Origin of the sequence: Sporosarcina sp. E16_3, assembly GCF_017347125.1 — a bacterium.
Taxonomy (GTDB): domain Bacteria; phylum Bacillota; class Bacilli; order Bacillales_A; family Planococcaceae; genus Sporosarcina.
This window is the reverse complement of record NZ_JADPRX010000001.1, coordinates 156,353-172,404: the sequence shown is the minus strand read 5'-3', so window position 1 is coordinate 172,404 and position 16,052 is coordinate 156,353. Positions and strand designations below refer to the sequence as shown.

Sequence of the window (16,052 nt, the reverse complement as noted above, 5' to 3'; positions counted from 1 at the left end):
CATGACTTTTAAAGTTATTTATTCTATTTCAGCTTTCGGATCCTTATAGATATGTGTTATGCTACCATCTTTTTTCTCATCGGCTAAGCTACTACCGTTTGAAGAACGGTCAACTGGTCGCAATGATCCTGCCAAGATAGGGATTTTACTTCCCTTTTCTGTGGCTAAAACAATAATTTCATCATTTTTCACCAGTAACGCCCCGATAACACGATATGGATTTGACTTAAGCTCCTTCAGTACCACGTTACCTCGTTGCGCCCTGGAAGCACTTTCGAGCTCTTTTAAGCCCATTCTTTTCACGCTACCTCGCTGTGTCGCGATTAAAACGGAAGCTCCGTCATCTGCATGAATTGCCATTGCAACGAGTTGGTCATCGTCCTTTAAGTTAATGCCCCGTACACCGGCAGTCCTTATGCCCGTCACTGACAACTCAGAAAGTGGGAAGCGAAGCGCATAGGCCATCTGCGTGAAGAGGATAACGTCTTCGTCCCCTTTGACAAGCCTAGCGTCAATCATTGCATCGTCCTTTTTTACACCCATCGCTTTAAACAATCTTGAATAGCGTTGGACTTTAAAATCGGCCAGTTTTGATTGTTTGATTAAGCCATTTTTCGATGCTGTGACGATTAACGCATCTTCATCGAAGTTCTCAAGACCGATTGCCGCCACAATCGTTTCATTCTGTCCAAGTGGAATGATGCTTGAGATATGTTGCCCAAGATCTTTCCACCTGATATCTGGCAGTTCATGAATCGGCTGATAGAGGTAGTTCCCCGCAGACGTGAACAGCAATAAGTGATGCTGTGTATTCATTGGTGCTTCTAACAGCGTATAATCGGATTCTTTCATTTCCTGACCCATGCCATTTGATGCGCTGTGTGAGCGGACGCTTGTGCGTTTCACATAACCATCTTTTGTAACTGATACAATCACTTCTTCACTTGGTACAAGGATATCAAGATCGACTTTAATTTCTTCGATTTTTTCCTCGATAACAGAGCGTCTTGGTTCTGCAAATTGTTTACGGATGTCAAGAAGCTCTTTTTTAATAACTGCAGAAAGCTTTTTATCGCTTTTCAAAATGGCATCAAGCTGTTCAATTAGTTTCCGAAGTTCAGCATCTTCTTGCTGTAGTTCAGTAATATCCGTATTCGTCAGTCTATAAAGCTGTAGTGAAACGATTGCTTCAGCTTGTATTTCGGAGAATTTGAATTTCGAGATGATGTTATTTTTAGCATCACGTTTGTCTTTTGATGCACGAATCGCTTTGATCACTTCATCCAAAATCGATAAAGCTTTCATAAGTCCTTCGACGATATGGAGCCGGTCTTGCGCTTTTTGGATATCGTATTGGGATCTACGTGTGACGACTTCTTTCTGATGGCCAATATACGCATCAAGCAGCATTGGTAGCGACATTAATGTCGGCCTGCGTCCGGAGATGGCAATCATGTTGAAGTTATATGTCACTTGCAAGTCTGTATTTTTAAGTAGGTATTGTAAAATAGCATTACCGTCGACGTCTTTTTTTAGTTCGATGACAACACGAAGACCTGTACGATCCGATTCGTCTCTGACGTCTGCGATACCATCTAGTTTTCGGTCATGACGAAGCTCATCCATCTTCCTCACCATATTCGCTTTGTTAACATCATAAGGGATTTCCGTCACAACGATTTGCGATTTACCACCTTTTAAGGGCTCGATGAACGACTTCGACCTGATGATGAAACGTCCTTTTCCGGTCTCGTAGGCTGTTTTAATACCGCTTGTACCTTGGATAGTACCGCCAGTCGGAAAATCAGGTCCTTTTATAACTGTCATCAATTCATCGACCGTAGCGTCCGGTTTGTCCATCCGCATTAGGACCGCGTCAAGTACTTCATGAAGCGCATGTGGTGGGATATCGGTCGCATAGCCTGCAGAAATACCTGTCGATCCGTTGACGAGCAAGTTTGGATACCTTGCGGGTAAAACAGTTGGTTCAGGTTCAGTATCATCGAAGTTTGGTATGAAATCGACTGTATTTTTACCCAGGTCGCGTAGCATTTGTCCTGCTATTGTGGAAAGACGTGCTTCTGTATACCGCATTGCAGCAGCCGAGTCTCCATCGACAGAACCGTTATTTCCTTGCATTTCAACTAGCATATGACGCAGTTTCCAATCTTGGCTCATCCGTACCATGGCTTCGTAGACGGATGTGTCACCATGTGGATGATAATTCCCGATGACATTACCGACTGTTTTTGCGGATTTACGGAATGCTTTCTCATGTGTATTACCTTCGTGGAACATCGCATACAAAATACGCCGCTGAACGGGTTTTAAGCCATCGCGTGCGTCAGGCAATGCCCGGTCCTGGATGATGTACTTACTATATCGTCCAAACCGGTCACCTATCACTTCTTCCAGGGGAAGGTCTTGGTAGCTTTCCGATTGTGTCATTTAAAATCCCCCTCAACGTGCAAAAATTCGTTGTCCAAAATATTATGCACTTCCTGCGTACCGAAATCGACGTTCTCTTCAATCCAACGTCGTCTTGGCTCTACCTTATCACCCATCAGTGTCGTAACTCGACGTTCAACTATAGCGCTGTCTTCAATCGTTACACGGATCAAAGTGCGCGTTTCAGGATCCATAGTCGTTTCCCATAACTGGTCTGCATTCATTTCTCCAAGCCCTTTGTAGCGTTGAAGCATATACCCTTTGCCGACTTTCTCTATCGCTTTATTAAGTTCGGTGCCTTCAGTCCATGCATATGCAAATTTTTCGCTCTTCCCTGTCCCTTTAAACACTTTGTAAAGAGGCGGCAATGCGATATATACTTTTCCTGCTTCAATTAGCGGTTTCATGTAACGGTAGAAGAACGTCAACAACAACACTTGAATATGTGCTCCGTCCGTATCCGCATCCGTCATGATGATTACTTTATCGTAAGCGATGTCTGCGACTTGGAAGTCAGAGCCTACCCCGCCCCCGATTGCATGAATAATCATATTGATTTCTTCATTCTTCATGATATCCTCGAGTTTTGCTTTTTCAGTATTGAGTACTTTCCCTCGTAGTGGAAGAATTGCCTGGAACACACGGTCTCGCCCTTGTTTTGCAGAGCCGCCGGCAGAGTCACCTTCGACAAGGTATAGTTCGTTTTTCGCAGCGTTTCTAGATTGTGCAGGCGTTAGTTTACCAGATAGTAGTGTGTCGGATCTTTTTCTTTTTTTACCTGAACGTGCATCTTCACGTGCTTTTCGAGCCGCCTCACGTGCCTGATGTGCCCGAATTGCTTTTCTAACGAGTGAGGCACTTAAATCCGCATTCTCTTCAAGGAAATACAAAAGCTTTTGGGATACGATTGAATCGGTTACGCCCCTAGCTTCGCTTGTCCCAAGTTTGCCTTTGGTTTGTCCCTCAAATTGCAGAATCTCTTCAGGAATACGGACCGATACGATTGCCGAAATCCCTTCACGGATGTCCGCACCTTCAAGGTTTTTATCTTTCTCTTTCAATAAACCGGCTTTTCTTGCATATTCATTAAACACACGCGTCATACCGGTTTTAGCGCCAGTTTCATGTGTTCCGCCGTCTTTTGTCCTGACGTTATTCACGAATGATAAAATCGTTTCTGAGTAACCGTCACTGAATTGAAAAGCAAACTCAACTTCTATTCCTTCTGATTCGCCCTCCAAGTAAGCTACTTCATGTAAGACGTCCTTCTCTTCATTCAGATAAGAGATAAAGGCTTCAATGCCCGTTTCGTATTGAAAGATTTCATGCTTGTCCGTTCCTTCTTCTTTTAGCTCGATTTTTAAGCCTTTTAACAGGAAAGCAGACTCCCTTAACCGTTCACTAATCGTTTCATAATGATATTTTAACGTCGAGAAGATCGTCGCATCCGGTTTAAAATGAATGAGCGTCCCTTTTTCACGTGTTGTTCCAATTTGTTCAAGTGTCGTAGCTGGCTTACCACCATTTTCGAAGCGTTGGCAGAATTTTTTGCCGTCACGAAAAATCGTTACTTCCAGTTTTTCTGATAGTGCGTTTACAACAGATGCGCCAACTCCGTGAAGTCCGCCACTTGTTTTGTATCCGCCTTGTCCGAACTTGCCGCCCGCATGAAGAACAGTCAGGATAACTTCCGCTGTTGGTTTACCAGACTGGTGAATTCCCGTAGGCATACCCCGCCCGTAGTCCCGCACACTGACGCTACCGTCTGTATGAAGTGTAACGTCCACTTCATTACCAAAACCCGCTAGCGCCTCATCTACCGCATTATCAACAATCTCATAGACGAGGTGGTGAAGTCCGCGGGAATCCGTTGACCCAATGTACATACCAGGTCTTTTTCGTACCGCATCGAGGCCTTCAAGTATTTGTATCGAATCATCATTATACGTATAATTATCTACGTTTTTCGTCAAAGTGCAACCTCCATCAAACAAATGTTCTCTATTATATGATCGTACCGCTTCCTTTAAAGCTTGTCAAATCAACGTTTTCGGAAGCTTGCTCAATTAATTGTATAGAAGATGGCCTTTTATTGCAACGAAGACAGGAAATTGTTGGTGTCGGAAATCAGCTGTTAGTGGTTCAAAAATTAGAAATCAAGTGCTAACTGTTTAACTTGATTCACCCATTCTCTACTTGAAGCCCATTGTCGCAACTTCGCGGTTCTGCTAAACTAGGTCTATACATAGACAAATTAAAAAAGGGGTACGTCAATGGAACTTATCATACTTTTACTGATTGCTTATTTAATTGGCTCAATCCCATCTGCACTCTGGGTTGGGAAACTTTTTTACAAGACGGACATCCGACAACATGGTAGTGGCAATCTAGGCGGCACGAATACCTTCCGTGTACTTGGAAAAACAGCGGGACTTACTGTCACCATTCTTGATATTTTAAAAGGAACGGCAGCTGCCCTGTTACCACTCTTACCTATTTTCGACAGTGTTACTGTTCATCCGCTTATCCCTGGAATACTTGCCGTAGTTGGGCATATGTATCCCGTCTTCGCTCATTTCAAAGGTGGCAAAGCTGTTGCGACATCGGGAGGTGTGTTGCTTGCTTATGAATGGCCAGTTTTCATCATTGTGCTTCTTACATTTTTCATCGCTTTAAAAGTGACAAAAATGGTGAGCTTATCGTCAATGATTGTATCTGTAGTTGGATTTTTATATAGTATCTATTTTTACTTCCGAACAGGCGATATTTATCTGATGGTGATGATTGGTCTATTTGGTGCCTTTATCTTCTATCGTCACCGGGCAAATATAGGTCGTATCAAAGCAGGAACCGAGCCAAAAGTGAAGTGGTTATAATACAATGGAAGTAGCAACGGAAAGGCTGGTGTTTCCAATAGAGATTATTTTGTCGAAAGAAGCGCTTTTGTGGTTTAAAGAGGAGATGGAAGCTGTACCTGGTGACGCTATCCGCTTTTTTGCAAGATATGGCGGGTCTAGTTCGATACAGGCTGGCTTTTCACTTGGTGTAACGAAAGAGCAACCGGATGAAGTAGCCATTGAAACGGAGCATGACAGCGTTCGTTATTATGTTGAGAGCCGAGATAAATGGTATTTCCTTGATCATAATTTACATGTTAATGTAGATCCAAAACTAGCTGAACTTAGTTATTCATACGAAAAAGCGTGAAGGTGAATTTGCCTCACGCTTTTTTTTTTTTGAACATTCGCATCGCATCAGGATTTCCTTGTAATCAAATTGTAATGTTCCTTATGTAACCCATTGGTCGCAAGGGGTGGGGATATACAAGTGCACGCTGTGGAAATATTTCCCTAGAAGTCCCGCTACTTTTATATGTTAGTATCAATTGCAAGCTCTAAAAATAATAGATTTCAGGAGGTAACTTATGAAAAAACGTTTGGTTATAGCTACATTACTAGTCATTGTAAGTTTAAGTTTCTTTGGGGTACCTTCCCCAGATCAAGGTAGGGTCTTAGCAGCAACTACAATTACTCAGAATAATCAATTGGCCGTGGAAGCAAAGGCTGATCAATTAATTCAAACTGGTAGGAGTTTAATCGGGAAGGCTACTTACAGTAATTCAGAGTACAAACCTACTTCCCCTTACAAATTTTCATGTGCGACTTTCCTTATGTATATTTTCGGAGAGAACGGAGTAGATCTTGCTACGTATAATGAAGATTATATGATGCAACAAGGAACTTACGTAGCAAGGAATCAATTACAAAAAGGTGATCTACTTTTCTTTAATAGTAAAAATACAAGCAACGTCCCAGATCATGTCGCTATGTATATTGGCGACAATAAAGTAATTCATATGGCCGACTCAAAACAAAATATTGTGATTTCGGATTTAGACAGCAAGCCATATTATAAAGACAATTACGTATCAGCTAGACGGGTCCTACCAAGTTTACTCCCTTCAAATCCAGCAACAAAAGGGGATAACATTGTTGAACTGTCTTACAATTTAATGAATAAAGTTACAATGGGCAATGTTAATGATGAAAAAGCGATGAAGTTTACAGGTACCGGCTTTGTAAACTATGTTTATAAAAAAAATGGCGTTTCTATAGGTTCAACTACTATTAAAGAACAAATGAATCAAGGGGCAACAGTCTCACGAGCAAACTTAAAGAAAGGCGACTTGATATTCTTTAGCAATGCAATTGGATCAAGTACACCGGGTTTTGTTGGGATTTACGCAGGTGATCACAGAATTGTTATTCCTAATTCAAATGGAATTCTAACTAGGGTTCTCTTCGTTGACTATTACGATCAGCGTTTTTTAACAGCAAAACGTGTTTTCACAGAAAAGAGTGCACCGGTTGTCGTGCCTCCTACTGTAAGTGCTACTTCAGCTGATAAACTCGTAGTTTTTGCGACAAGTCTGACGAGTAAAGTCAAATTTGGATACGTTTATGATGAGAAGTCGTTAACATTTACAAGTGCTGGCTTTACGTATTATGTATATAAAAATCAAGGCATTGATTTGAAAAGTAAATTGGCAAGCCAACAGGCGAAAATTGGCATTGCCGTTCAGAAAGCCAACCTGCAAAAGGGTGATCTTATTCTCTTTTCAACGGATAATAAAGGGACCAACATTAAACAAACTGGTATTTACATAGGAGGAAATCAATTTGTTTCTCTTTCTACTTCGGGTTCTATTTTGAAAGAAAGTCTGAACTCCGATTGGGCTAAGAAAAACTATGTTTCAGCACGTCGTGGACTTTAATTGTTTTATAAGATAACAGCGAAGCATTCATCACAATTGTGGTCGAATGCTTCTTTTTATATTTTCACTTCTTCGCTTTTAAACTGTTCGCAAACTCAATCATGGATCGACTTGACATTGGTCCTTTTATAAGAATAATCGCATCACTGTCAAGTACGGGGGCTAAAATATCTTTAAGCCCTTTGACCTCATTGAATATATGGATATTTGCCTTACTTCCGTCTCGAAGGGCTTGTCTTGCTATTTCTTCTGCCTTACTTCCAATCGTAATTAAGGTGTGAATATTTCTTTTAGCAACCATACTGCCAATTTCACAATGATACTTTTTTTCGAAGTTTCCCAATCTATTTATATCACCCAAAACAAGAATGACATTTTTGCCCTTTCCAATTGAATCAAGGACCTTTAATGCAGCTTCTACAGAAGTCGGGTTATTTGTCCAAGTATCATCTATAATTGTACTCCCACCTACCCCATGTGAAAACTCCAAATGTCTAGTCATGTTTTCATAAGTTGCTAGACGAGAAATTGCTTCCTTTAAATCCATCCCCATCTCGTTTACAGCCGCTAGCGCAGCAAGTGCGTTATACACCTGGTGTTCGCCGTATCCGGGTATAAAAGCTTCATACGTTATTTTATTATAGTGGAGTAGAAAATCCATTCCAAGATTAGCAAATTTGATATTGGATGCTCTAAAGTCTGACCGCATATCAACTCCAAAATAGATGATCTTTCCTTTGAATGAAAGTATAGGAACCTTTTTTGTGTTTTCGTCATCTGCATTTAAGATTAACGTGCCATCTTTCTTTATTCCATCCACTATTTCCGCTTTAGCACTAATATATCCTTGGAGGTTTTTACATCCATCTAAATGATGAACACCGATATTTGTAATGATTCCAATCGTAGGCTGATAAATCATGCACTGATGTTTAATATTACCCGTATTCCCCAGTCCATGTTCAAAAACCGCAATATCTGTTTTTTCATCAATTCCCACCAAATAAGGTAATGACCTTCTCGGTTCATTTTTACTGCTAATTGAAGCTTGGACATTATGATCCTTACTTAAAATATGTTTTATCATATCTTTCGTTGTTGTTTTACCGCAAGTTCCCGTTATCGTAACGACAGGGATTGTAAAAAGACCGCGATAATACTTGATAAATTTCCAGTATGATTGGACAAGACTAGCCACTTTTATTACAGTCGTATTTGGCAGAGCCATTTTCAGTTCTGATGTTGGCTTATCTGAAATCACTAGAGAAGGGCCTTTATGATTAATTTCATTCCAGTTTACAGAATCGCTTCTGCTAACAAACATAAGAGTATGCTTCTCGATAAGATCGTGACGTTTATAATAAATGGCATCACTTACCTTCCAATCTTCCGAACCACTAATTAATTGACCCTGAAGTAATTTTCGAATGTCTCCTACTAGTAAAGATTTCAATATTATTCCTCCTTTCTCCAAACTAAAGTATGAAATGCAAATTTCTAATGTACGGGTATTAAATCGTAATTAGTAATTTGCAATTCTCCAATCTTAATGGCCGTTTACATCGTGTTTGGGATAAAATAAACAGCCATTGATTGTAGTTACGCTTTATTATGACCTATGAATCGGTCGTCATATTTCTTTTGCTTTTCAATATATTCATGTAAATACTTTTGTCTTCCAGCATATAGAACATAGAGAGGTCAGGGGTGTGATTTCCTTCAATAATCCATATATCGCCCAGGTCAGTAATGCCAATGTCAAAGCCGATTATCTTTATCCCTGATCTGTTTTCTTCCATCTGTTTGGCAGCAGAGGTGCAAATCTCATCAATTTCATCTTCAAGTAAATTGATATTAATATGTGACATGTTTGAGTTTTGAATAGCGGTCTCTAATGATAATAGATCCTGTGCTGCATTTGTAATGAAGAAACCCTCACCTGCAACCTTAACGATCTTTCCAGTAGATCTCCAAGTCGAATCAATCTTTTGCACAATGACCCTACAATCGATTGGACAGTCATTTATCGTTGCTAACGGTAATCTTTCTTGAATAACATAATCTTTTTTATAAAGATAATTTTCTTTGATAAAATGATAGGTTTCTTCAAGGTTCGCTAGCCTAAACTTCCTTATTCCTGAGTGAATTTCATATGAATGATCATAATTAGAGGTAATTTGTACAATTCCTAAACCTTCTTGTCCGTAACATGGTTTAATGATTACTTCATTATATCTACTAAGAAAACTTTTAAAAGAAACTTTAGTGCATAAATCAGTATGTGGAACATAGGACTCAAGTGGACGATTTGTGATAAATACAAGGTGTTGGCTCCATTTACTGCTGGATAAGTGCAACATTGTATCGTGGATCCAGATCCCCTCTTTCATGTCATATACGATTTCAATCACAATCGTATTACATGTTGGAAAAGATTCCCCAAGCTTTTTCGCGACTAACAAAGATAAGTTCACTATCTTTTGTCGGAAATACCTATATATACCTCTTCCTCTTATTGAATTATTTTTTTCTGTAGTAACTATCAAATGCCAATCAAGTAAAGTTGACTTTCGGTGAACAGTAACAAAAAAATGACAATTGTTCTGAGAATACCTTCGATTCATTTTTATCGGCTTAATTACATAATATTTCTGATTTATTTCTTTATGCACTAAATGCTGATATACCGCTTCTTTATCAGGACATGTAATTGAATCCATCATTGAAACGATCCTAAACATGTTATTTTCAGTGTAAATATAAGTCTCACCAGGACCAAAAACTGGCTTAATGACAATCGTCTTGTATTTTTTTAGACAATCATATAATGATGCCTCCGAAAATAGTTCTGTTTCTACTAGATAATTAGATAGGTTTTCCTCAGAATTTAGAAGTAAATACTGACTTAATCGACCGCTACTGGCCTTCACAGTTCGCACCTCCCTTACCTATTCAACCCCCTAATGCCATGACAATTCTTGACAGCCTAATGCAACGATAGAACCTTGTGGTACACATACAGCACCATTTTGGTCAAAGAAACCTTTTATTACAAAACTTTGTACAATATCATTCGCTGCTGGAGCAACTTGATCTCTAAACACAGCTTTAAATGAATACTGTCTTCCGTTCACTAGACCAGTACCTTCAACAGTAACCACACAGTTTTGCCCATCTTTCTTACAGACAATAGAAGTAATTGCATTTGCAGTAAATAAGAAGTTGTTTGAACACGGCCTTTTCGTGTCTACGAACTCCAAGGAAAGAGTCGATTTGTTGAGAGTTGTGACACAAACATTAGCCAAATAAGTAATGTTACCTCTTCTCATTTTACATTTGCTAATAAATTCAACATTATTGTTTTTCGAACATGCATTAACAGAGACGCCACAAGGGCAAAGGATACCCATTCATTTTCCCCCTTTCTATTAGAATACTATATTATATTAATGAAAATTGGGAAATGGCTCGGTGTTTGTCCATGTATAATCCATTTATGTGAAATAATTATTAACTTATACTTTAATTCGGTGAATTAGATCCATTTTCGAATTAAAAATATTGTAGATTTCAGTAGATACAAAAAACTCCCTTTAAAACACTCTTGTTTTAACGGGAGGCTACTTCTTCTTCCGTAATTTAACTGCCAATTCGATAATTGGTCGGCTGTACATATCTCCTTTAATAAGGATAATTGTATTTTCGTCGACGATCTTTTTTAAAAGATCATAAACGAGGATACTATTATTAAAGGTATGTACCTGTGCATTATGGCCACTTCTAACTACGTGGTCAGCCATTATGCGTGAATGCTCACCAATAGTAATGAGAACATCCACTCCTATCTGACTTATGAGTTCACCTGCCTGTTCGTGAATAATGAAACCCCAAGATCCCAAATCAGTTATGGTACCTAAAATAGCCACTCTTTTTTTACCTTGTCCAATCTCATTTAATACTTTTAGGGCTGCTTCCAATGAAGTTGTTGTCATACTCCATGTGTCATCGAGAACGGTAGAACCATTCATTCCTTCATACATCTGAAGATGTTTATCTAAATTTCGGAACGTTTTTAATCGATTGGCGACTTCTGAAATATTAATTCCCAATTCATGAACAGCTGCAACAGCGGCAAGCGCATTATAAACTTGATGCTCACCAACTCCCTGTACAGTCATTGGGTAACATTTCTGCATATGTTGGACATTAAATTGCATTCCGTCTTTACAGAACTTAATATCGGTGGCTTTAAAGTCGCTCGAAGAATTGATTCCAACTTTTATGATCCGGCCATTATAACTTTCTAAGTCGAGTTTTCTACTATTATGATCATCTGCATTAATAATCAACACACCTTTCTGTCCCAGTGCTGCACACATTTCACCTTTCGCATGAATGTACCCTTCCAACGTTCTACAATAATTTAAATGATGTGCTCCTATGTTCGTAATAATCCCAATTGTAGGTTTGAAATATTTCCCTGCATTTAGTACATCCCCAGGTGCACCAACGGCTGACTCAAAAACTGCCGCTTCAGTGTCTTCATCAATGTTAAGAAGGTAATGCAAATGAGCGGTTCGTGAATTATTACTACTGTTTGTAAATGCAATTCTTTTATCTGCCGAAAGAATGTGCCTGATCATGTCTTTTGTAGTTGTTTTTCCGGAAGTCCCTGTGATGGCTACAACAGGAATTTGAAACAGGCCACGGTAGTAAGTAACAAACTTCCAATATGCTTCTTCCGTATCAGTTACTTTTATTACAGTTAAATTTTCTAATTGTTCATTTTGGCTATAATTTTGATGTGTTACCAGTACCAATGGGAAAAACTTTTTTAGACCTCCCCAATCAACAATTTTCTGCTTTGAAAAAAGAATTGTATTTTTCTCCTTCACTTGTTTTAGTCTATAAGCACCATAATGAACAATCAGATTGTCAGATCCTTGAATCAATTCGCCGACAAGTGTTGTTCTTATCTGCCTAACTGAGAGTGGTTTCATTGTGTTATTTCACTCCTTTCCCTTTTGACATCATATGTGACTAAACTAAATTTTGCTTGTACATTTAACCTTCCTTTATCCATTTATAGTAATAAGTAAACTGCTGGAACCGAAAAAATACAAAAATATGAATTGTCAATAAATCTAACAGTTGAAAAATACCATTATTTACATTCTTCCATGATACATATCCATACAGAAGGCGGATTATTTCATATACATATAGGAGTTGTCATAAATGAAGTTTATTTTAGGGGGTGGACAATTTGAAAACGATTATCTTTATAGGTACAAATAAATCCGGATCAAGTAGAGATGCAATAAAAGCCGCAGAACAAATGGGGTACTTTACGGTTGTTTTCACAAATAATGAAAAGCAATTGCAGCAGAGGGAAGAGTACACAGAAATTCATGAAATGGTATTTATAGATACGAATAATATTTCCGATATGAAAAAAGAAGTAAATCAACTAAAATTAAAAGGGAAGGAAATCAAGACCATTGTTAGTTTTATCGATTCAAATGTTCATATAGCAGCAACACTTTGTGATGAATTTTGTAATAATTACACTTCATCTAAAGCCATTGAAATAATGGAGAATAAAGAGAAAACAAGGGTTTTTCTTAAGAATCAGCCTTATACCCCTAAATTCTATGTTATCAAACCAAATGAAACGCTACCTTTCGAAACAATAAACGCGAAGCTGGATTTTCCGGTAATAGTTAAGTCCCCAAAATCATCGGGGTCGAAAGATGTGCTGCAAGCAGGAGATAAAACGGAGTTAGAGAAACATACATTAAGATTACAGGAAAAGGACCCAGATGAAGCCATTATTATTGAAGAATATATTGAAGGTGACCAATATTTAGTCGAGGCTCTCGTATATAACAATAAAGTTCAGATTGCTGGAGTTGTTAAACAAGAGATCACTCAGGGGAAAAGATTTATTATTACGGGCTATGCGGTGCTTGCGGATGTTCCATCTGATATAAAAGCAGGGGTTGAAGATGTCCTACATTCTGTCATCTCACAACTTGGAATCAAGAACGGTGCTCTTCACCTTGAATTACGACTTTCATCCAATGGTTGGAAACTAATTGAAATTAACCCGAGAATATCTGGTGGTGCCATGAATAAAATGATTCAAGCTGCATTTGGTTTTAATTTAGTAAAAGAAACGCTTAAATTATACTTAGGGGAAAGCCCTTGTATAGAACCAAATTGTATGAATTACGCATTTACCCAGTATCTCATCGTTTCGAAAAAGGGGACGTTAGAAAAAATCACCGGGAAGAGAAGGGCTAGGAAATCCCCTGGGGTGATTGAAGTTTACGTGAAGCCTAGGAAAGGAACCAATTTAATTCCTCCACTGTCGATGGGTCATAGATATGCCTATGTAATTGCGACAGGGGCCAGTATGGACGAAGCGAAAATGTTTGCACAAAATGCTGCAAACGAAATTAGGTTTCATCTAACAAAGGAAACCTAATTACTATGAAGATCAGAAAAGATTTTGTCGTAGCCATTACCATGGACCCCGGAATTGTACCGGGGCTCATTATATTTCTTAAAGGACTTATCTTAATCTCTTAAATAAAACAACGGATAATTACCACTGTTGGTCAGTGGCAATTATCCGTTGTTTTGATTAGTTAACTAAAAGTTTGATCTATAAATTTCACTGTTTCAAACATATTTGTTTTACTAGCCCCTTTGACCAAAATCGTGTCATCTTCTTCAATAATCCTTGATAACAATTCATGTAATTTATCTTTATTGGTGAAATGATAAACGTTTTCAGCGGACAATCCTTTAACTTTTGCTTGTGTTCCAATTTCATCTGTCCGAAAACCATATGTGATTAAAATATCGATTTCTTGCTCATAAATATAATCTCCAACTTTTCGATATTCCTGTTCTCGTAAATCACCTAACTCTCTCATTTGGCCAATAATCGCTATTTTACGGTGTTTTCCTATATTGGAAAGGACATCGATTGCCGCCCTCACTCCTTCTGGATGGGAGTGTACAGTATCATCAAGAAGTGTTATATTGTCACGGCAATTATAAACCGTCAATCTTCTTGGTGGTTTTCTAAAGAGCAGCCCCAATTTAATTTCTAATGGTGTAATGCCTAATTGATCTGCGACAGCAATTGCGTTTAGTGCATTATAAACATGATGTTCCCCTAAAATAGGTATGAAGAACAAAATTTCTTGACCTTGAAGCATCATCTTAAAGTTCATTCCGTTGTCTACATAGTTAACATCGTAGGCTCTGTAGTCAGCGGCCGATTTCACTCCAATTGTGACAATCTTTCCTTTGAAATTTTCAGTCTCTAAATACATTGAATTTGGATCATCCTTGTTTATTACTAGGATTCCTTCCTGATCCATACCATGAATTAATTCAGATTTTGCATGAGCTATATTTCTTATATCTCCATCAAAATTCCCCACATGTGCCATTCCTATATTTGTCACAATGCTAATATTCGGCTTGATAATACTGCAATGTTCCGTAATGACACCTGGGTAAGCCATACCATACTCTAATACAACTGCTTGATGGGAGGGTTGTATTTCTGCAGCATGTTTTTTCGTATGCTCAGTAGTATTCCAGTAATCCTTCGACTCGAAAACATTCCATTTTTTAGCCAAGATAGATGCAAGGAATGCTTTAGTCGTCGTTTTACCAGCACTACCAGTTATGCCGATAATAGGAGTTCCCTCTCGTTTTTCAATGTGTTTTTTCTTTACTGTTTTTATTTTTTCAGATATTACTTTTTGGTTGTTAGCCAGGTAGATGGCATATTGAATTGAATTAATTACTACATCCAACTCCAAATAAAACGCAGGAGGGCAACCTGGTTTCCAATTCACCTCATATATCCAGATTTTATTATTCTCGTCCAATCCGATATCTACTCCAATTTCATCAATGACCTCCTCGAATTGACACATTTGAAGCTCATCCAAATGGTTAGCTAACGATAAGGAAAAATACTCTAAAGTTCGTCTAATATTGAATGCTTCATCCTTAAATTCTTGTTGTAAAAATGGATTTAAATAATTAGTGAATCCACCATTGTTAATGTTTGCGATTATTGATCCAGTTGGAGCAATTCGTGGATAGATTGTGGTGATCACCCATTTACCTTCACCATTTTTTTGAACATGAAGTCTGAAGTCAAACACTTGCCCAGATTTAGTCACTGATTGTATATAAGGTTGAATAATAAATGTTCCTGTTGAGAGCTTCGACTTTATCAAATCGTTCAGTTGTAGCCTTGAATAATCAGTACTAGCTGAGTCCTTTCTAACTTGAAAACCGGTTACGTTTTTTGAAATGAAAAAGATACCTTTACCCTTTCTACCATCAATTGGTTTAAATACTACTTTTTCAAATGCAGCTATAAATTTAAAGAAATGTTCAGTGTCTTTTACAATCTCTGTCGGAATTAGATAGTTTGAGAATTCTTTTGCTTCCTTTAGCCTCTCATTAACATTCCATTTATTCCCGATAGAATGAGTGGTGAACGGGATCTCGTTTTTCAGCTTTTGAATAATTTCTTTAGATTTCGCCAGTTTTTCTGGACTCCCTGCGTTATAAATAACGTCTGGAAAGCTCATAACTCGCTCTATCCATTGGCCATTTTCATAAACTTGTCCTCTTATTGACCGGTTCACAAAATTCACTTCTCCGGGGGAGAAATAGAAAAATCTAGCGCCTTCCGCTTTAGCCACCACTGCATAGGCATAAGCCTTTATTACAGTTTTGGGGTCTTTTCGATGATGTAACATACCTATCAATGTCAATGAATAACCTC

11 protein-coding genes are annotated in these 16,052 nt (G+C 38.4%); 4 read left to right on the top strand and 7 right to left on the bottom strand.

Annotation, left to right across the window (positions count from 1 at the left end):
- Nucleotides 1-18: 18 nt before the first annotated feature.
- Entirely contained in the window at nucleotides 19-2,448 is a 2,430-nt protein-coding gene (parC, locus tag I2483_RS00830; protein ID WP_207173211.1) for a DNA topoisomerase IV subunit A, read from the bottom strand.
- On the bottom strand, nucleotides 2,445-4,421 hold the full coding sequence (gene parE, locus I2483_RS00825; protein WP_186670348.1) for a DNA topoisomerase IV subunit B: 1,977 nt from the start codon (nucleotides 4,419-4,421) through the stop codon (nucleotides 2,445-2,447). The genes parC and parE overlap by 4 nt, the downstream gene beginning before the upstream one ends.
- A 300-nt stretch (nucleotides 4,422-4,721) precedes the next feature.
- Between parE and plsY the strand changes: the two genes are divergently transcribed.
- The 3 genes from plsY (at nucleotide 4,722) to I2483_RS00810 (ending at nucleotide 7,222) form a co-directional block, all read left to right on the top strand.
- Nucleotides 4,722-5,324 (top strand): glycerol-3-phosphate 1-O-acyltransferase PlsY, encoded by a 603-nt coding sequence (gene plsY, locus I2483_RS00820; protein WP_186670346.1) that lies wholly within the window; start codon nucleotides 4,722-4,724, stop codon nucleotides 5,322-5,324.
- Nucleotides 5,325-5,361: 37 nt separating this feature from the next.
- Nucleotides 5,362-5,655 (top strand): HesB/YadR/YfhF family protein, encoded by a 294-nt coding sequence (locus tag I2483_RS00815; protein ID WP_186670638.1) that lies wholly within the window; start codon nucleotides 5,362-5,364, stop codon nucleotides 5,653-5,655.
- Between the two features lie 217 nt (nucleotides 5,656-5,872).
- The gene (locus I2483_RS00810; RefSeq protein ID WP_207173210.1) at nucleotides 5,873-7,222 is read left to right on the top strand and encodes an NlpC/P60 family protein; all 1,350 of its coding nucleotides are present in this window, start codon (nucleotides 5,873-5,875) and stop codon (nucleotides 7,220-7,222) included.
- 64 nt (nucleotides 7,223-7,286) lie between these two features.
- Here the strand turns inward: I2483_RS00810 and I2483_RS00805 are convergent, their stop codons facing one another.
- From I2483_RS00805 to I2483_RS00790, 4 genes are all read right to left on the bottom strand, one after another.
- On the bottom strand, nucleotides 7,287-8,675 hold the full coding sequence (locus I2483_RS00805; protein WP_207173209.1) for a Mur ligase family protein: 1,389 nt from the start codon (nucleotides 8,673-8,675) through the stop codon (nucleotides 7,287-7,289).
- 163 nt (nucleotides 8,676-8,838) lie between these two features.
- Entirely contained in the window at nucleotides 8,839-10,152 is a 1,314-nt protein-coding gene (locus I2483_RS19585; RefSeq protein ID WP_207173208.1) for a YheC/YheD family protein, read from the bottom strand.
- Between the two features lie 30 nt (nucleotides 10,153-10,182).
- Entirely contained in the window at nucleotides 10,183-10,632 is a 450-nt protein-coding gene (locus I2483_RS00795) for a hypothetical protein (protein WP_207173207.1), read from the bottom strand.
- A 210-nt stretch (nucleotides 10,633-10,842) separates the two neighbouring features.
- A complete protein-coding gene (locus I2483_RS00790) occupies nucleotides 10,843-12,222 on the bottom strand; it encodes a Mur ligase family protein (RefSeq protein ID WP_207173206.1) in 1,380 nt (459 codons plus the stop codon).
- A 266-nt stretch (nucleotides 12,223-12,488) separates the two neighbouring features.
- Here I2483_RS00790 and I2483_RS00785 point away from each other — a divergent pair, with 266 nt between their 5' ends.
- Entirely contained in the window at nucleotides 12,489-13,712 is a 1,224-nt protein-coding gene (locus tag I2483_RS00785) for an ATP-grasp domain-containing protein (RefSeq protein WP_255550004.1), read from the top strand.
- 163 nt (nucleotides 13,713-13,875) lie between these two features.
- Here I2483_RS00785 and I2483_RS00780 read toward each other — a convergent pair whose 3' ends face one another.
- On the bottom strand, nucleotides 13,876-16,041 hold the full coding sequence (locus I2483_RS00780; RefSeq protein WP_207173204.1) for a YheC/YheD family protein: 2,166 nt from the start codon (nucleotides 16,039-16,041) through the stop codon (nucleotides 13,876-13,878).
- Between the last annotated feature and the right edge of the window lie 11 nt (nucleotides 16,042-16,052).